This is a genomic window from Micromonospora sp. WMMA1976, from assembly GCF_027497335.1.
Classification (GTDB): Bacteria; Actinomycetota; Actinomycetes; order Mycobacteriales; family Micromonosporaceae; genus Micromonospora; species Micromonospora aurantiaca.
In genome coordinates this window covers 5,002,408-5,020,735 of record NZ_CP114912.1, presented here as the reverse complement: position 1 = coordinate 5,020,735, position 18,328 = coordinate 5,002,408, and the positions used below count along the sequence as shown (strand labels likewise).

Sequence of the window (18,328 nt, the reverse complement as noted above, 5' to 3'; positions counted from 1 at the left end):
GGCAGTGTGATGAACATCGCCAGTCGGGGTACTCCGCGAGCGGCCGACCTCGGACCCGCAACGGGTGAAAGGACAGAGTCCCGATCCGGACGTCCGGCCAGTGATCCGCCGCGGGAGGTACCGCGCGGTAGGGCCTAGGCTGGGCGGCAGAGTGACCCACAACGCGGTGGGTCGAGGGGAGTGGCACCGATGGACCGGCGTCCGGCGATCAAACCGGGACCCGACCTCCGGCAGGCTGACACCGGCCGGGACGACGACAGCTTCGATTCGGCGACCGACGGGGACGGTTTCAGCCGTCTCGACACAGGAGTGACCGGGATGACCGGTTCCAGCATCGACACCCTCTACGACCTGGGCCTGCCTGCGCAGGCGCTGGCCGACGAGTCGGAGGACGCCGAGCTGGACGAGCCCGTTCCCAACGCGGAGCGGCTGGTCGCCCAGGCGGTCGCGCTGGCCGGCGACGACCACGACGCGGCCACACTGGTGGACCGCTTCTGGCGGTTCGCGCCGGACGAGGAGCTGATCGGCTTCACCGCCGAGGAGATGCTGGAGGCGGCCCGGGCGCACCGGGACCTGGCCCAGCAGCGGGTGCCGGGCGAGCTGAAGCTCCGCATCCACGAGCCGGACGCCGAGCAGCACCACACGGTCGTGGAGATCGTCACCGACGACATGCCGTTCCTCGTCGACTCGGTGACCGCCCTGTTGAACTCCCACCACCTGGACGTGCACCTGCTTGTGCACCCGCTGGTCGTGGTGCGGCGCGAGCCGCTGGGCCGGCTCACCGAGGTGTCGGCGGACGTGGAACCGGACGACGCCATCGCCGGTGACCTGGTCGAGAGCTGGATGCGGATCGAGATCGACCCGGTCCGTGACCCGGCCGAGCGGGAGACGCTGCGGCGCGAGTTGCAGCGGGTGCTCACCGACGTGCGCGAGGCGGTCGAGGACTGGCCGAAGATGCGGCAGCGGGCCCTCGCGCTCGCCGACGAGCTGGCCGCCGCCCGGACGTCGGACAACCGCCCGCCGGTGCCGGAGAAGGACATCACCGACTCGGTGGAGCTGCTGCGCTGGCTGGCGCACGACCACTTCACGTTCCTCGGCTACCGGGAGTACCGCCTGGTCGACACCGACGGCGCGCGCGGCGGGCAGGCCCTGGAGGCGGTGCTCGGCACCGGGCTTGGCATCCTGCGCTCCGACTCGCCGGAGGCCCGGTCGCTGAACTCGATGACGCCCGAGGCGCACGAGAAGGTGCTGGAGAAGCGCCTGCTCATCATCACCAAGGCCAACTCGCGTGCCACTGTGCACCGCTCGGCGTACCTCGACTACATCGGCTTCAAGATCTTCAACGAGGCCGGCGAGGTGGTCGGGGAGCGGCGCTTCCTGGGTCTGTTCTCCACCGCCGCGTACCGGACCAGCGTGCAGGAGCTGCCCGTGGTCCGGCGCAAGGTCGCCGAGGTGCTCGACCGCTCGGGCCTGAGCCTGCGCAGCCACTCCGGCAAGGACCTGCTGCAGATCCTGGAGACCTACCCGCGCGACGAGCTGTTCCAGATCAAGACCGACGACCTGTACCACGCGGTGATCGGCGTGCTGCGGATGGCGGGTCGACGGCAGCTGCGGGTGTTCCTGCGCCGCGACGCGTACGGGCGGTTCATCTCCTGCCTGATCTACCTGCCGCGGGACCGCTTCACCACCCAGAACCGGCTGCGCATGCAGGACATCCTGCTGCGCGAGCTGAACGGCGTCGGCGTCGACTACACCACGCGGGTGACCGAGTCGATGCTGGCCCGGGTGCACTTCATCGTGCGTACCGACCCGAACAACCCGCCCGGCGACATCGACGCCGACCTGCTCGCCGAGGAGCTGGCCGACGCGACCCGCCTCTGGGACGACGACTACCGGCTGGTGCTGGAGCGCAAGCTCGGCGACGAGCAGGCCAAGCACCTGTTCGCCAGGTACGCCGACGCGTTCCCGGAGGGCTACAAGGACGGGCACACGCCGTACGAGGCGATGAAGGACCTGGCGAAGCTGGAGCTGCTGGAGGAGCCCGGCCAGCTGGAGATGCACTTGTTCCGCAAGCAGGCACCGCCGCGTCCGTACGCCGCCCGCGCCGCCGACGCCGACGAGACGATGGACGTGCGGTTCAAGGTCTACCGGTACGGCGAGCCGATGATGCTCTCCGCCGTGCTGCCGGTGCTGCACTCGCTCGGCGTGAAGGTGGTCGACGAGCACCCGTACGAGGTGGAGCGCGTCGACGGCCGGATCTGGCTCTACGACTTCGGTCTGGAGCTGCCCGAGCGGCACCAGGACCTGGCCGAGGTGCGTCCGCACGTGGAGAACGCCTTCGCCGCCGCCTGGCGGGGCGAGGCCGAGGTGGACGGCTTCAACGAGCTGGTGCTGCGGGCCGGGCTCACCTGGCGGCAGGTCGTCGTGCTGCGCGCGTACGCGAAGTACCTGCGCCAGGCCGGCACCGTGTTCTCCCAGGAGTACATGGAGCAGACGTTCATCGCGTACCCGCAGATCGCCGAACTGCTGGTGAAGCTGTTCGAGACCCGGTTCGCCCCGGGCGCGACCACGCTCGACGAGCGGCGGCAGCGCAGCGGCGAGCTGGTCGACGCGATCGGTGAGGCGCTGGACGAGGTGGCCAGCCTCGACCAGGATCGCATCCTGCGGGCCTACCTGACGCTGATCCAGGCCACGCTGCGCACCAGCTTCTACCAGAAGCCGGTGGGCGGGCGGCCCAAGGCGTACGTGGCGTTCAAGCTGGACCCGCAGGCCATCCCGGACCTGCCCGCGCCGCGGCCCAAGTTCGAGATCTTCGTCTACTCGCCCCGGTTCGAGGGCGTGCACCTGCGGTACGGGCCGGTGGCCCGCGGCGGCCTGCGCTGGTCCGACCGGCGCGAGGACTTCCGGACCGAGGTGCTCGGCCTGGTCAAGGCGCAGATGGTGAAGAACGCGGTGATCGTGCCGGTCGGCGCCAAGGGCGGCTTCGTGCTGAAGCAGAAGCCGGGCGACCGGGACGAGGCGGTGATCTGCTACAAGGAGTTCATCTCCGCGCTGCTCGACGTCACCGACAACATCGTCAGCGGCGAGATCGTGCCGCCCGACGACGTGGTCCGGCACGACGGCGACGACCCGTACATGGTCGTGGCCGCCGACAAGGGCACGGCGACGTTCTCCGACATCGCCAACGAGATCTCCGAGGCGCACAGCTTCTGGCTGGGCGACGCGTTCGCCTCCGGTGGCTCGGCCGGCTACGACCACAAGAAGATGGGTATCACCGCCCGCGGCGCCTGGGAGTCGGTCAAGCGGCACTTCCGGGAGCTGGGCCACGACACCCAGACGCAGGACTTCACTGTGGTCGGCGTCGGCGACATGTCCGGCGACGTGTTCGGCAACGGGATGCTGCTGTCGAAGCACATCCGGCTGGTGGCCGCGTTCGACCACAGGCACATCTTCCTGGACCCGGATCCGGACTCGGCCCGGTCCTGGGAGGAACGCAAGCGGCTGTTCGACATGCCGCGCTCGTCGTGGGAGGACTACGACCGCGAGCTGATCTCCGAAGGCGGCGGCGTCCACTCGCGTACGGCGAAGTCGGTGCCGATCTCGCCGCAGGTCCGCGCGGTGCTCGGCCTCGACGAGGACGTCACGCAGCTCAGCCCGCAGGAGCTGATGAAGGCGATCCTCACCGCGCCGGTCGACCTGTTCTGGAACGGCGGCATCGGCACCTACGTCAAGGCGTCCAGCCAGACCAACGCCGAGGTGGGGGACAAGTCAAACGACGCCATCCGGGTGGACGGCAAGGGCCTGCGCTGCCGGGTGGTCGGCGAGGGCGGCAACCTGGGCTTCACCCAGCAGGGCCGGATCGAGTACGCCTCGACCGGCGGCCGCATCTACACCGACTTCATCGACAACGCGGCCGGTGTGGACTGCTCCGACCACGAGGTCAACATCAAGATCCTGCTCAACACGGCGGTGGCCGACGGCGAGCTGGACCGGCCGGAGCGCGACGAGCTGCTGGCCCAGATGACCGACGAGGTCGCCGATCTGGTGCTGCGGGACAACTACGACCAGGCGCGTGCGCTCAACAACGCCCAGGCCCAGGCCGCCTCGTTGCTCCCGGTGCACCGGCGGATGATCAACGAGCTGGAGCGGTCCGGCGCGTTGAACCGGTCGCTGGAGGCGTTGCCCTCGGACGAGGAACTGGCGGTCCGCACCGAGAGCGGCCTGACCGCGCCGGAGTTCGCGGTGCTGCTCGCGTACGTCAAGATCGTGCTGGAGCGCGAGATCGTCGGCGAGGGCCTGGCGGACGAGGAGTGGACGACCGAGGTCCTGGTCAACTACTTCCCGACGCCGCTGCGGCAGCGCTTCGCCGAGCGGATGGGCCGGCACCGCCTGCGCCGGGACATCGTCACCACGGTCCTGGTCAACGAGGCGATCAACCGGGGTGGCATCTCGTTCGTCTTCCGGGTGGTCGAGGAGACGGCCGCGTCCGCTGCCGACGTGCTCCGGGCGTACGTGGTGGTCCGCGAGGTGTTCGGCCTGCGCGACCTGTGGGACGCGGTCGAGGCGCTCGACAACAAGGTCTCGCCCGAGTTGCAGACCGCTGTCTACCTGGACACCCGGCGGCTGCTCGACCGCGCGGTGCGCTGGCTGGTCACCAACCGGCGCTCGCCGATCGACGTGCCGGCGGAGATCGCCCGGCTGCGCGACGGTGTGGCCCGGCTCCTGCCGGACCTGGAGAACCGGTTCTGGGGCACCGAGCGGGAGGCCATCGCGGCGCACATCGAGTCGCTTGTCGAGCGCGGGCTGCCGCGTGACCTGGCCGAGCAGGCGACTCGCCTGATGTACAGCTTCGGCCTGCTGGACATCGTCGAGACGGCGCAGGCGACCGGGCGGGACGTGAGCGAGGTGGCCTCGGTCTACTTCGTGCTCTCCGACCGGTTCCGGGTCGACGCGCTGCTGTCGAAGATCTCCCTGCTGCCCCGCGAGGACAGGTGGCAGACCCTGGCCCGGATGGCGCTGCGCTACGACCTGTACGCCGCGCTGGCCGCGCTCACCGCGGAGGTGCTCGGGTCCACACCGGAGGACGTGCCGCCGGTGGAGCGGGTGCAGGAGTGGGAGCAGGCGAACGCCACCTCGATCCACCGGGCGCACCGGGCGATGGGGGAGTTCGACGAGTCCCGCGCCGACCTGTCCGCGCTGTCGGTGCTGCTGCGACAGATCCGTACCCTGGTCCGGACCTCGGCGGCGGCCTGACCGCTCGACGCGAGTGGCCCGGTGGTCGGTTCCCGACCGCCGGGCCACTGCCGTTTCCGCCCCTCAGCTCGTCATCGGGGCGTAGACGACGATGTTGTTCAGGTAGCTCCCGGCCGTCTTGTCGAACACCCCGCCGCAGGTCACCACCCGCAGGGCGGGCACGTCCGACGGGCCGTAGACCTGCGCGGCGGGAAAGGCGGTCTTCGGGTACGACGCGACCTCCCGCACCGTGAACGTGGCGGACGAGCCGTCCTGCCGGGCGACCACTATCGTGTCGCCCGCCACCAGCGCGCCGAGGTTGAAGAACACCGCCGGGCCGAGCTGGGCGGAGTCGACGTGACCCACTATCACCGCGTTGCCGGCCTCGCCCGGGCTGGCGCCGGGGGAGTACCAGCCGGCGTTCATGGCCTGGTCCAGCGGGGGCACCTGGACCGTGCCGTCCGGGTTCGTGCCGAGCGACATGATCGGCGCCTGCACCCCGATGCGGGGGATCGAGATGGTGACCGGCGCCGACCGGGGCAGCGGGGCCGGGGCGGCGCCCGTCGTGTTCGGGACGCCCGGGACGGCTGCGGCGCCCGGAGTGGCGCCGGGTGCGGCGTTCGGTGGGCCCGGCGTCGCCGGGCCGCCCCCGGCGGGGCCCGCTGCCGGCCGGCCGGTGCCACCCGGTGTGGACTGCCCGATGCCCGGTGCCGGTTGGCTCTCGGCGCCCGGTGCGGGTTGGCCCTCGGCGTCCGGGTCGGCGTAGGCGCCACCCGGATCGCTCTGCGGGCCGGTGGTGACCGGGGCCGCCTGACCGAGCGGCTGCGGCGGTGACGGTGGCGGGACGGTCCGGACGGACGCGCCGATCAGACCGGCCCCGGCCATGGCGAGCAGGACGACGACGGCCGTGCCGGCGGCACGCCACGGACTTCCGTGGCGGCCGCCGGCCCGGGTCGTCGTCCGGTCAGACCAGGCCACCGGCCCGCCGCCGGCGCAGCAGCACCAGGCCGCCCAGCGCGGCGGCGCCGATCATGCCCGCGCCGCCGGTGGCGAGGTTGCGGTCCACGCCGGTGGTCGTCATGCCGCCGTCGCCGCCGTCGACCCCACCGCGCGGCAGGACCACCAGTTCGCCCTCACCGCAGGTGCCCCGCAGCTCGTACCGGCCCGGCCGGGCGTCGTGCGACACGGTGGCCTCGCCGTAGTAGACGAAGTCCTTCCCGTGCTCCCACTCGTCTTTGCCGTAGTCGCGCTCGGCGTCCTTGCCGTAGTCGCCCTTGTCCTCCTGCCAGGCGCCTCCGCTCGCCTGCCAGTCGTCCTTGCCGCCCTGCCAGTCCTTGCCGCCCTGCCAGTCGTCCTTGCCGTCCTGCCAGGAGCCGTGCTCGTCCTTGCCGTCCTTGCCCTTGTCGTCCGGCCGGGCGCCACGGTCGTCCTTGCCGTGCTCGTCCTTGGCGTCCTTGCCGTGCCGGTCCTTGCCGTCGGGGCCGTGCTCGTCCTTGGTCCAGTCCGGCCCGCCCGGCTTCTCCTTCTCCCAGCCCGGCTCGGCGTCCTGGCCGTACTCGTCGTGCCCCTGCCAGTCGCCGGGGTCGACGGCCGCGCCGGCGCCCGCGCCACCCGGCTGCGGCTGCCCTTCCGGCTGGCCGGCCGGCGGCTGGGGCTGGTTCGCCGGAGGCTGCGGCATGCCGTCGCCACCCGGGCCGTTCCCGCCGGGCCCGTTGCCACCGGGGCCGTTGCCGTCCGGGCCGTGCCCGTCCCCGCCCGGCTCGCCGCGGCCGTCCGGGCCCTTGCCGTGGTCGTCCTTGCCGTCCGGGCCCTTGCCGTGGTCGTCCTTGCCGTCCGGGCCCTTGTCGTCCCAGCCCCAGTCCTTGTCGCCGCCCCAGTCGCCGCCGCGGTCGGCCCAGTCGCCGTGCTCGCCGTCGCGGGCCGGGTGCAGGTCGACCTTGCCGGTGACCTTCGACCAGACGGTGGCGTGCTTCTGCGGCTCGGAGCAGATCGCGAGCAGCTCGACGGTGTCCCCCGCCTTCACCACGTGCGGCTTGGCGATGACCTTGCCCTCGTCGTGCCCGCCCGCGTAGGCCATTCCCGGGGTGAACGCGAGAAGGCCCGCTCCGCCGAGAGCGGCGCCCGCGACCACCTTCCCGAGCATCTTCTTAGCCATGACCAGCGTCTCCATCCCTGTTCGTCCTGAGCCCGACGTCAGTCGAGCTAAGACCGACGTTAGACCTTTTCGCGAGTTATTCGGGGAAAGATTCGCTTTTAGGGATTTGCTGACGTTGGGGCGGATGCGTGCCCTGTCCGACGTCGCGCGCGGATCGAATGCCCTTCGCCGCGACCGCGGTCCGCGCGCCGAGTGGAACGTCATGGGTGTCTCCGGGCCGTTTTGACACCCGTGGTGTTCCACCCGAGCTGAGGGGCGTCGGTGGGGCGGCGCGAGTGGGGGCGGGCGGTACGGTGGGGCGAGGCGCATCGAGCCATTGTCATGGAAGCGCTCCCATGCAAGAATCGTTCCACGCGGTTCGGGGAGCCACACCGCGAGCTCAGACGTCGAGGGCAGCCGGCACCACCGGCCGACGTCCGGCTCCATCGGCCGGTCCTGCGGACCGGTCGGCACCACCACCCCCACAACGCCCGTCCGGGTCGGGCGTCCCCCGAAGTAACCCGTGGCGCGCACGGTCGTTCCCGCAGGACGCCCGCAGCCGCCATTGCGCCGGGCCGTACGCGGATCCGGTCTCGCCCAAGGAGATCAGTGGCATGAATCTGTGGAGAAGGCTGTCCGGCCGGAACCGGACGCTTGCGCTCACCAGCGCCGGCGTCCTGGTAGCCGGTGGACTGGTGACCCTCCCGGTCACCGCGGCGCAGGCCGCCACGCAGTGCAGCGTGACCTACACGACCAGCGACTGGCCCGGTGGATTCACCGGCACCGTGACCATCAAGAACATCGGTGACGCGCTCAGCTCGTGGAACCTCGGCTTCACCTTCCCGAACAGCTCGCAGCGGGTGGTGAACGGCTGGTCCGCGCGGTGGTCCCAGAGCGGCCAGAACGTCACCGCGCAGAACGAGTCGTACAACGGGTCGCTCGCCAGCGGCGCCAGCACCACCATCGGCTTCAACGGCTCCTGGAGCGGCAGCAACCCCAAGCCGACCCAGTTCACGCTCAACGGCACCGTGTGCAACGGCGGCACGCCGACCACCAGCACCCCGCCGACGAGCACGCCGCCGACCAGCACGCCCCCCACGAGCACCCCGCCGACGTCGACCCCGCCGACCTCGACGCCGCCGACGACCACTCCGCCGCCGCCCGGGCAGCGGGTCGACAACCCGTACGCCGGTGTGAAGGGGTACGTGAACCCCGAGTGGAAGGCCAAGGCCGAGTCGGTGTCCGGCGGCAACCGGGTGTCGAACAACCCGACCGCCGTCTGGATCGACCGGATCGCCGCCATCAACGGCACGCCGGACAGCAGCTCCAACGGGGCGATGGGCGTCCGTGACCACCTGGACGCCGCGCTCGCCCAGGGCGCCGGCTACATCCAGTTCGTCATCTACAACCTGCCCGGCCGGGACTGCTCCGCGCTCGCCTCGAACGGTGAGCTGGGCCCGGACGAGCTGCCCCGCTACAAGGCCGAGTACATCGACCCGATCGCCGCGATCCAGGGCGACGCGAAGTACCGGAACCTGCGCATCGTCAACATCATCGAGATCGACTCGCTGCCCAACCTGGTGACCAACACCTCGGGCAACGCGGGTGGCACCGTCATGTGTGACACGGTGAAGGCCAACGGCGCGTACGTGAACGGTGTCGGCTACGCCCTGGCGAAGCTGGGCGCGATCGGCAACGTCTACAACTACATCGACGCCGCCCACCACGGCTGGATCGGCTGGGACAGCAACTTCGGCCCGGTCGCCGACCAGCTCAAGGCCGCCGCTGTGGCGTCCGGCAGCACCGTCGCCAACGTGCAGGGCTTCATCGTCAACACGGCGAACTACTCCGCGCTGAAGGAGCCGTACGTCAAGATCACCGACACGGTGAACGGCCAGACCGTCCGGCAGTCCAAGTGGGCCGACTGGAACCAGTACCTCGACGAGCTGTCGTTCGCCCAGGCGTTCCGGCAGAAGCTGGTCTCGATCGGCTTCGACAGCAACATCGGCATGCTGATCGACACCTCCCGCAACGGTTGGGGCGGCGCCGCCCGGCCGACCGGCCCCGGCCCGTCGACCAGCGTGGACGCGTACGTCGACGGCGGCCGGGTCGACCGCCGCTTCCACACCGGCAACTGGTGCAACCAGGCCGGCGCGGGTCTCGGCGAGCGGCCGCAGGCCAACCCGGAGCCCGGGATCGACGCCTACGTCTGGGTGAAGCCTCCGGGTGAGTCGGACGGCTCCAGCAAGGAGATCCCGAACAACGAGGGCAAGGGCTTCGACCGGATGTGCGACCCGACCTACACCGGTAACGCCCGCAACGGCAACAGCATGTCCGGTGCCCTGCCGGACGCGCCGATCTCCGGCGCCTGGTTCGCCGCCCAGTTCCAGCAGCTCATGCAGAACGCGTACCCGCCGCTCTCCTGAGCCGCGGTACGGGCCACCCGCGGCGGCGGGAGTGAGGCACCGCCGCGCGGGTTCCCCGGGCCCCTGGTCGACGCCCACGTCGGCCAGGGGCCCTCGGCCGTGCCGGTGTCAGGGCACGGTGCGCTCGATCGCCGCCCGGCCCAGCTCGGCCAGGTCGCGGCGGGCCCGCTCCAGGTTCTCCGGCGTCACGTCCTGACCCCGGGCCTGCACCAGGTCCTCCGGATCCCAGGGCTGCTCGGCTCCGGTGCGGATGTCGTCCGGTGCGGCACCGGTGCCGGTGCCTGTCGCGCCGGTACCGGCCGCGTACGGGTCACCGATGAGGTTCGGCGACCCGGTGTCGGGCACCGCCCCGTCGGGCTCGGTGAAGACGGGGTTGTCCGGGTCGGTGCCGCCGCCGCGCAACTGGGGCACCGTGCTGTCGTCGTCCACCGCCGCGGCCACCTCGGGGGTCTCCTCCAGCGGCCGCTCGCCACCGCGGTCACGATCGGTCATGCTGCTGCCCTCCTGTCCCTTCCGCCTGATCCCCGAGGCGTACCCGGTGCGGGCCGCGCCATGCGGGCGGCGGGGATCAGGACTCGTCGCGGTGCGGCTCCGGCGTCTCGGTCGGGCGCAGCCGCAGCCACAGCAGCATCAGCAGGCCGAACACCAGCATCGCCGCGCCCGCCCACAGGTTGATCCGGACGCCCTGCGCCTTGTCGATCTCGGCGGACGTGTCGAACAGCCCCATCAGCCCGACGATCAGCCCGTACACCACGAACAGGCCACCGATGACCCGGCGGATGTCGAAGAGCCGGGCCGCGGCGGAGCGTTCCTCCCGGGCGTCCTCGGTCTCGTCGACCAGCGGGTCGTGCGCCTCGCCGCCCTGGTAGTGGCGGTCCGCGTCGTCTGGCATGGTGTGCGTCCCCTCCTTCAGAAGACCGGGATGTAGAACAGGGCGGCGAGGATCACCGCGACGACGCCGAGCAGCACCGGGGAGCGGTACCAGGCGGCGTCGCCGGCCAGTGTGTCGTCGGCGAGCGTGGTGTCGCTGAGGCCGTACACCAGCCCGGTCAGCTGGTCGTCGGTCTTCGGCCGGGTCAGCGGCGTGACGATCGCGGCCACCACCGCGACGGTGGCGAAGGCCAGGCCCGCGCCCCAGAAGCTCTCCTCCAGGTCCGAGTTGAAGCTGATCACGCCGCCCTTGTAGAGCAGGTACGTGGCGGTGGCGACGACGGTGCCGGACAGCAGCGACCAGAACCCGGCCAGCGGCGTCATCCGCCGCCAGAACATGCCGATGATGAACGTGCCGAACAGCGGCGCGTTGAACACCGAGAACAGCGCCTGGATGTAGTTCATGATGTTGCTGAATCCGGCCGCGATGAACGCGGTGCCGATGCCGATCACCACGGCGCCGACGGTGGCGAGCCGGCCCACCTTCACGTAGTGCTCGTCCGGCATTTCCCGCCGGAAGTACGCCTGCCAGATGTCGTACGTGAACACGGTGTTGAAGCCGCTGACGTTCGCCGCCATGCCGGCCATGAACGAGGCCACCAGGCCGGTGACCGCGATACCGAGCACGCCGTTTGGCAGCAGGTCGCGCATGAGCAGCGGGATCGCGTTGTTGTAGACCAGGTCGCCCTCGTCGGCGCCCAGCCCTTTCACGGTGACCAGGGCGATCAGGCCGGGGATCACGGTGACCGCCGGGATGAGCAGCTTCGGGTACGCGGCGATGATCGGCGTACGCCGGGCGGCGCTCATGTTCCGCGCGGACAGGGCGCGCTGCACCTCGGCGAAGTTCGTGGTCCAGTAGCCGAAGGAGAGCACGAAGCCGAGGCCGAACACGATGCCCAGCCAGTGCGCGCCGAGCGGGTTGCCGGTGCTGCCGGTGCCCTCCCAGGCGTGCAGGCCGGCCTCGCCGAGTCTGGAGTCGCGGACCGCGTCCATCAGGCCGCTCACGCCGCCGACCTTGACCAGCCCGATCACCGTGATCGGCACCAGACCGGCGATGATCACGAAGAACTGGAGCACCTCGTTGTAGATCGCGCCGGAGAGCCCGCCGACGGTGATGTACGCCAGCACGATCACCGCACCGACGATGATCGCGAACCAGAGCGGCCAGCCGAGCAGCGCCTGCATGATCAGGGCCAGCGCGTAGAGGTTCACGCCCGCGATGAGCACCTGCGCGACCGCGAAACTGATCGCGTTGAGCAGGTGGGTGGGGCGGTTGAAGCGCAGCCGCAGGTACTCGGGGACGCTGCGGACCTTGGAGCCGTAGTAGAACGGCATCATCACGATGCCGAGGAAGACCATCGCCGGCACGGCGCCGATCCAGTAGTAGTGCACGGTCATGATGCCGTACTGGGCACCGTTGGCGGCCATGCCGATGATCTCCAGGGCGCCCAGGTTCGCCGAGACGAACGCCAGGCCGGTGACCCAGGCGGGCAGCGAGCGGCCGGAGAGGAAGAAGTCCACGCTGGTGCGGATCGCGCGCCGGGCGGCGAAACCGACGCCGAGCACCGTGACGAAGTAGAGCGCCAGAATCAGATAGTCCAGGGCGTTCATGTTCAATCGCAGGCCGCCACCGCCCATGACCGTGCTCCCCTCGTGTGCACCGCTGACCGCACGTACCCCGATTGGGAAGTTTCATACCTGCTGTTCGGTCCGGACGTGCGGAAGCCCCGGCCGGGTCACCGGCCGGGGCTTCGTGGCGGTTTCTCAGCGGCCCAGCACGCGGTCCAGGAAGTCGCGGTAGCCGCGCACGGCGACCCGGAGCTGCTCGGTGTCCGTGGAGCCGGACTCCTGCCAGGCACCGAGCCGGGTGCGCTGCTCGCGCAGGGCCGTGGAGAGCGCCTCGATCGCCTCCTCGACCAGCGACTCGGCCTCGCCGACCGCGGCGCGCGGGTCGTCCACGAAGCGCAGCTGCACGTCGCGCCAGCGGTCCCGGAAGCCCTGGGCGGCCTCCGGCGCGAACAGCGTCGCCGCGTCGGCGGGTACCGCGCCGGGCGTGGGCCGGTCCGCGCCGCCCAGGCTCGCGCCGGCCGTGCCGGCGGCTGCCGCGCCCGCCGCCGCGGTGGCGGTGTCCACCCGGTCGTGCCGCCGGTCGGCGTCGTCGGTGGCGGGGACCGGCTCGGCGTCCGGGTCGACCAGGCCGGGCTCAGCGCTGCCGTACCCGACCGCGCCGTCGGCGGCCGCGTCGTCCCGGACGACGCCGTCGATGCGGTCGTCCCGGGCGTCGGTGTCCACCGTGCGGTCGTCCCGGCCGTCGCCGTCCACGTCACGGTCGCCGGCGCCGGGGTGCTCGGCGTCCCAGCGGTCCCGGTCGTGCAGGCGGTCCCCGGCGGTCGGGTCGGCCCGCTCGTCGTCCAGCGGGTCGGTGCGTCCCGGCGCGCCGTCGCCCGGCGCCGCCGTGTCCTCGTCGCGCGCGTCGCGCTCGTCCTGCGGACGGCCGCCGGCCAGGGCCGAGGCGGCCACCGCGTCGCCCACAGTGGCCGCGCCGAACGCCGTCGGCAGCGGCGCCGGCTCGGCGTACGGGGCACGCCCGTCGTCGTCGGTCCGGTCGGCCGCGTCGCGCAGCTCCCCGGCGTCGTAGGCGCGGGTCTCGTCCACCTCGGCGTCGCGCCGCTCGTCGGTCACCGCCGGGTCGTCGAAGGTGCCGCGGTCGTCCAGCGCGTCCTCGGGCACGTCGGCCCGGTCGGTGTCGCGGCGGTCGGTGTCGGCGTGCTCGCCCGGCTGCGGCACCGGCACCGGTGCGGACCGGACGGCCTCGGGGTGGTCCTGCGTGACCTGCTGTTCATCCTGGCGCATGGCGGCGGCCTCCTCAGCGGCTCGGGACGTCGTGGTCGTGGTCGTGGTCGGGGTGGCGCTGCTCCGGCTGCTGCGTGGACATGGGCACCGGCTCCTCGCCGAGCAGGTCGGCGAAGAGGGCCCGGTAGTGCACGAGCGCCTGCCGGAGGTCCTCGGTGCCGGCCTCACCGCGCTCGTTGCGCTGCCGGATCTCGTGGGCGTCGCGGTAGTGGGTGAGGGTGCGGGCGTGCTCGACGGAGAGGTGGGCGATCTGGTCCGAGAAGTCCCCGGTGGGGTAACCGCGCTCGGCAATCAGACGGCTGACCAGCTCGTCGGCCTCGCCGACGGTCTCCGCGGGGGAGTCGACGAAGCGCACCTGGAGTTCCTCCCAGGCGGCGGCGTAGCGGGCCCGGGACTCGGGGCTCAGCGGGGTCAGCTCCAGCTCGGCGTGCCGGCGTTCGCGTTCCCGCAGCTCGCGCTCGGCGGCGCTGCGGCTGTCCTGCTCGGCGACGACCCGGTCGTACTCGGGGCCGAAGCGCTCGCGCAGCGCCCGGCGGCGGCTGGCGACCACGGCGACCGCGACGAGCGCGGCGATGACGGCGACGACGATGACTATGACGACTACCTGGGTGGACGACATGGCTCCTCCTTCGCACGCTGGTATTCCCTCGTGCGGGTGATCGCCAATCCCGTTGTGCGGCACTTTCCGCCCCGCTTCTGGAAATAGGCGCGGTGTCGCGACCGCCGTCCGGTGCCGGACCGGTGTCCGACTGCGCCCGCCGTGCCCGTCTCGGACCGTAGTGAGAGCCGAGACGGCCGGTAGTGCATCCGCCCCGGATTACGTATCCTGCCCAAGGCGTCCGGGCCGGGGCCCGGCGTCGTGGCCGGCGAACGTGACGGCCGCTGCCGGCGCCACCGAGCGACACCTTCCCGGGCGAGGTCTGATTGAACACCCGTGACTGGCCGATCCGCGCCAAGCTGACCGCGCTGGTCATCGGCCCGGTGACCGGGCTGCTGGCCCTGTGGATCTTCGCCACCACGCTCACCTTCGGGCCCGCGCTCGACCTGCTCTCCGCGCGTACCCTCCTCTACGACCTGGGCCGTCCCGGCGAGGCCGTGGTGGCCGAGCTGCAACGCGAGCGGCGGCTGTCGGTGGTCCAGCTCGCCGGCGACCGCGCCCTCCCCGAGCTGACCGAGCAGCGGGTACGCACCGACGACGCGATCGTCGAGCTGCGCCGCAAGGTCGACGGCGGCGACCTGCGCGACGTCGCCGACGCCCAGCTCGACAACCGGCTCGACCAACTCGTCTCGGCGCTCGACGCGCTGCCCGCCGGACGCGCGTTCATCGACGACCGCAAGGTGGACCGGGCCGGCGCCGTCGGCCTCTACAGCGGGATGATCGGCTCGGCGTTCCAGGCGTTCGGCGCGATGGCCGCGCTGCCCGACGCGCAGCTCAACCGGGAGGCCACCGCGCTGACCGCGCTGGGCCGCTCCCGGGAGCTGCTCGGGCAGGCCGACGCGCTGCTGGCCGGCGCCGTCACGGCCGGGCGGTACGCCGACGGCGAGCACGAGCAACTGGTACGCACAGTGGAGAACCAGCGTTTCCTGGCCGAGACGGCGGTCGCCGACCTGCCGGCCGGGGAGCGGACCGCCTACCAGCGGATGACCGAGGGCGCCGGGTTCCTCCGGCTGCGCGCGCTCCAGGACAGCCTGATCCGCTCGCCCGCCCTGCCCGCCCGGTTCGACATGCGGGCGTGGGAGACCGGCCACGCCGAGGTGTGGCAGAGCCTGCGCGACTTCGAGCTGCGCGGCGCGGACGCCCTCGCCGAGCGGTCGGTGCCGATGGCCACCCGGATCCTCGTCCAGCTCGCCGCCGCCGGTGTGCTGGGCCTGGTCGCGATCGTGGTGTGCGTGCTGGTGGCGCTGCGGGTCGGCCGGTCGCTGGCGCAGCGGCTGAGCGGCGTACGGGCGGCCGCGACCGAGGTGGCCGAACGCCGGCTGCCCGACGTGGTCGCGCGGCTGCGCCGGGGCGAGGAGGTCGACGTGGCCCGGGAGGCGCCCGAGCTGGACCACGGCGGCGACGAGATCGGCCAGGTGGCGCGCGCCTTCAACGAGGTACGCCGGACCGCGGTCCGGGCCGCTGTCGACGAGGTGACGCTGCGCCGGGGCTTCAACGAGGTGATCCTCAACCTGGCCCGGCGCAGCCAGGGGCTGGTGCACCGGCAACTGGCGCTGCTGGACCGGCTGGAACGGCGTACCGAGGATCCGGACGAGCTGGCCGGGCTGTTCCAGGTCGACCACCTGGCGACGCGGCTGCGGCGGCACGCCGAGGACCTGGTAATCCTCGCCGGGGCCGCGCCCGGACGCGGCTGGCGCCGGCCGGTCGCCGCCGTCGACGTGATGCGCGGCGCGATCTCCGAGGTCGAGGCGTACGACCGGGTCGACGTGGGCGAGGTGGCACCGGCCGGGGTGCTGGGCCGCGCCGTCGGCGACGTGATCCACCTGCTCGCCGAGCTGATCGAGAACGCGACCACGTTCTCCCCGCCCGGCACCCGGGTGGACGTCACCGGCCGGAGCGTCCCGGGCGGCTACACCGTCGAGATCCTCGACCGAGGGCTGGGCATGTCCGCGCCGGCCCTGGCCGAGGCCAACCGCAAGCTGGCCGAGCCACCGGAGTTCGACCCGGCCGGCAGCGCCCGGCTGGGGCTGTTCGTGGTGGCGCGCCTGGCCGCCCGGCACGGCGTCCGGGTGGAGCTGCGGCCGTCCCGCCCGGCCGGGATCGTGGCCGCGGTGTTCGTACCGTCGGAACTGATCACCGACGAGCCGCCGGTGGGCGCGGACGCCTCCGCCGGGCCGGAACGGCGGCGCCTGGCCAAGGTGACCCGGCTGACCACCGTGCCGCGGCCGGGGCGGCCGGTCCGGCCGGGCCGGGACCGGTCGGAGAGCACAGTCGTCCCGCTGCAGTCGGCACGGGCCTCGACGGTGGAGCCACCCGCCGACGACGACGGCCTGCCCCGCCGGATCCGGCGCCGCGGCGCGACCGCGCGTCCTCGCGCCGCCGTCGCCGACACCCCGGCCCACCGCACCCCGGAGGAGGCCCGCCGGGCCATGTCGGCGTTGCAGGCCGGCACCGCGCGCGGGCGCCGGGACGGCTCCCGCGCCGCCGGAACCGATCCGGCCACCCCCGCCACCGAAACGCGTGACACCGGTACGCCGTCCACCACCGCGGGGTCGGCCGTTCAGCCCGCCCCGCCGGCGCCGGACCAACGAACCGCGACTGAGAGGGACGCCTAGTGGTGCACACGACGCGGCAGAACGCCGATCTCGACTGGCTGCTCGACGACCTGGTGGAGCGCGTTCCCGCCGCCCGTCAGGCGGTGGTGCTCTCGGCGGACGGGCTCCTGCTCGGCGCCTCCACCGACCAGGACCGCACCGACGCGGAACACCTGTGCGCGCTGGCGTCCGGCTTCTCCGGGCTGGCCAAGGGCGCCACCCGGCACCTGGGCGGCGGCGCGGTCCGTCAGACCGTGGTGGAGATGGAGTCGGCCTACCTGTTCGTGACCGCCGCCGGGCAGGGCGCCTGCCTCGCCGTGGCGAGCGACGCCGACGCCGACATCGGCCTGGTGGCGTACGAGATGGCGATGCTCGTCATCCGGGTCGGGGAGAACCTGGCCGCGCCGAGCCGGGTGGCGGGGGAGCGGACCGATGCGCGCTGAGTCGCCGGGACCGCAGCACGAGTGGCTGGACGCCGACGCCGGACCGGTGGTGCGCCCGTACACGCTCACCGGCGGCCGGGTGCACCCGCCGGTCGACGGCTTCGACCTGCTGGCGTTCGTGCTCGCCACCAGCGGCGCGGACCCGGCCGGCACGCCCGGTCTCCAGCCGGAGCACCGCCGCCTGATCGAGCTGGCCCGGCGGCCGAAGGCCGTGGCCGACCTCGCCGCCGACCTGGACCTCGCCGTCGGCGTGGTCCGGGTGCTGCTCGGCGACCTCCTCGCCCATGAGCTCGTCGCGGTGCACCGGCCACCGGCCACCGCGTACCTGCCCGACGACAACATCCTCAAGGCGGTGGTCAGTGGACTCCGTGCGCTATGACCGGGAGCCGGGGGCGCCACGAGTGCCGCTGGCTTTGAAGATCCTCATCGCCGGTGGCTTCGGCGCCGGAAAGACGACGCTGGTCAGCGCGTTGAGTGAGGTCCGGCCGTTGCAGACCGAGGAGGTCCTGACCGGGGCCGGGCTCGGCACCGACGACGTCTCCGGGGTCGAGCAGAAGTCGACCACGACGGTGGCGATGGACTTCGGCCGGATCACCATCAACGACGACCTTCAGGTCTACCTGTTCGGCACCCCGGGCCAGGACCGGTTCTGGTTCCTCTGGGACGAGCTGGCGTTCGGCGCGCTCGGTGCGGTGGTGCTCGCCGACACCCGGCGGCTGGCCGACTGCTTCCCCTCGATCGACTACTTCGAGCAGCGGGGCATCCCGTTCGTGGTGGGCGTCAACTGCTTCGAGGGTTCCCGCCGGTTCGGCATGGAGGCGGTCCGCGACGCGCTGGACCTGGACCCGGACGTCCCGCTGGTGCTCTGCGACGCCCGGGACCGGCAGTCCGGCAAGCTGGTGCTGATCTCGCTCGTCGAGCACGTGGCGCGGCAGCGCGGCGAGCCGGTGCCGGTGGGCTGAGCACGCCGTACCCGATCCGTCGGGCCTGGTGGGACTGACCGGGCGCGCCACCGGGAAGCCTCTGGTTGGATCGCAGGCAGGACCGACGAGAGGTGG

13 protein-coding genes are annotated in these 18,328 nt (G+C 72.4%); 6 read left to right on the top strand and 7 right to left on the bottom strand.

The window, feature by feature from the left end; all coding sequences use genetic code 11:
• Positions 1 to 189: 189 nt before the first annotated feature.
• Positions 190 to 5,253: an NAD-glutamate dehydrogenase gene (locus O7546_RS23040; RefSeq protein ID WP_194800641.1), complete on the top strand. Its 5,064-nt coding sequence runs from the start codon at positions 190 to 192 to the stop codon at positions 5,251 to 5,253.
• A gap of 63 nt (positions 5,254 to 5,316) precedes the next feature.
• Here the strand turns inward: O7546_RS23040 and O7546_RS23035 are convergent, their stop codons facing one another.
• Both O7546_RS23035 and O7546_RS23030 read right to left on the bottom strand, forming a co-directional pair.
• Positions 5,317 to 6,210, bottom strand: a complete 894-nt coding sequence (locus O7546_RS23035; RefSeq protein ID WP_194800642.1) for a class F sortase — start codon at positions 6,208 to 6,210, stop codon at positions 5,317 to 5,319.
• A complete protein-coding gene (locus O7546_RS23030) occupies positions 6,197 to 7,402 on the bottom strand; it encodes a hypothetical protein (RefSeq protein ID WP_281600027.1) in 1,206 nt (401 codons plus the stop codon). The genes O7546_RS23035 and O7546_RS23030 overlap by 14 nt, the downstream gene beginning before the upstream one ends.
• A 578-nt stretch (positions 7,403 to 7,980) precedes the next feature.
• Between O7546_RS23030 and O7546_RS23025 the strand changes: the two genes are divergently transcribed.
• On the top strand, positions 7,981 to 9,792 hold the full coding sequence (locus tag O7546_RS23025; RefSeq protein ID WP_194800644.1) for a glycoside hydrolase family 6 protein: 1,812 nt from the start codon (positions 7,981 to 7,983) through the stop codon (positions 9,790 to 9,792).
• Between the two features lie 108 nt (positions 9,793 to 9,900).
• On the opposite strand, the gene O7546_RS23020 is transcribed toward O7546_RS23025, so the two are convergent.
• From O7546_RS23020 to O7546_RS23000, 5 genes are all read right to left on the bottom strand, one after another.
• Complete coding sequence (locus O7546_RS23020) at positions 9,901 to 10,284, bottom strand: hypothetical protein (RefSeq protein ID WP_194800645.1); 384 nt, start codon at positions 10,282 to 10,284, stop codon at positions 9,901 to 9,903.
• Positions 10,285 to 10,360: 76 nt separating this feature from the next.
• Positions 10,361 to 10,684, bottom strand: a complete 324-nt coding sequence (locus O7546_RS23015) for a hypothetical protein (protein WP_194800646.1) — start codon at positions 10,682 to 10,684, stop codon at positions 10,361 to 10,363.
• A gap of 17 nt (positions 10,685 to 10,701) precedes the next feature.
• The gene (locus O7546_RS23010; RefSeq protein WP_281600026.1) at positions 10,702 to 12,360 is read right to left on the bottom strand and encodes a sodium:solute symporter family protein; all 1,659 of its coding nucleotides are present in this window, start codon (positions 12,358 to 12,360) and stop codon (positions 10,702 to 10,704) included.
• A 126-nt stretch (positions 12,361 to 12,486) separates the two neighbouring features.
• Positions 12,487 to 13,575, bottom strand: a complete 1,089-nt coding sequence (locus tag O7546_RS23005) for a hypothetical protein (RefSeq protein WP_194800648.1) — start codon at positions 13,573 to 13,575, stop codon at positions 12,487 to 12,489.
• A gap of 13 nt (positions 13,576 to 13,588) precedes the next feature.
• Positions 13,589 to 14,194: a hypothetical protein gene (locus O7546_RS23000; RefSeq protein ID WP_194800649.1), complete on the bottom strand. Its 606-nt coding sequence runs from the start codon at positions 14,192 to 14,194 to the stop codon at positions 13,589 to 13,591.
• A 305-nt stretch (positions 14,195 to 14,499) separates the two neighbouring features.
• Between O7546_RS23000 and O7546_RS22995 the strand changes: the two genes are divergently transcribed.
• The 4 genes from O7546_RS22995 to O7546_RS22980 are packed head-to-tail and all read left to right on the top strand — an operon-like array spanning position 14,500 to position 18,232.
• Positions 14,500 to 16,848, top strand: a complete 2,349-nt coding sequence (locus tag O7546_RS22995) for a nitrate- and nitrite sensing domain-containing protein (protein ID WP_281600025.1) — start codon at positions 14,500 to 14,502, stop codon at positions 16,846 to 16,848.
• Positions 16,848 to 17,270: a roadblock/LC7 domain-containing protein gene (locus O7546_RS22990; protein ID WP_013288181.1), complete on the top strand. Its 423-nt coding sequence runs from the start codon at positions 16,848 to 16,850 to the stop codon at positions 17,268 to 17,270. The genes O7546_RS22995 and O7546_RS22990 overlap by 1 nt, the downstream gene beginning before the upstream one ends.
• Positions 17,260 to 17,649, top strand: coding sequence for a DUF742 domain-containing protein (locus O7546_RS22985; RefSeq protein WP_281600024.1), 390 nt, complete (start codon positions 17,260 to 17,262; stop codon positions 17,647 to 17,649). The genes O7546_RS22990 and O7546_RS22985 overlap by 11 nt, the downstream gene beginning before the upstream one ends.
• Positions 17,630 to 18,232 carry an ATP/GTP-binding protein gene (locus O7546_RS22980; RefSeq protein ID WP_194800652.1) on the top strand — a complete coding sequence of 201 codons (603 nt, stop codon included), beginning with the start codon at positions 17,630 to 17,632 and terminating at the stop codon, positions 18,230 to 18,232. The genes O7546_RS22985 and O7546_RS22980 overlap by 20 nt, the downstream gene beginning before the upstream one ends.
• Positions 18,233 to 18,328 lie beyond the last annotated feature (96 nt).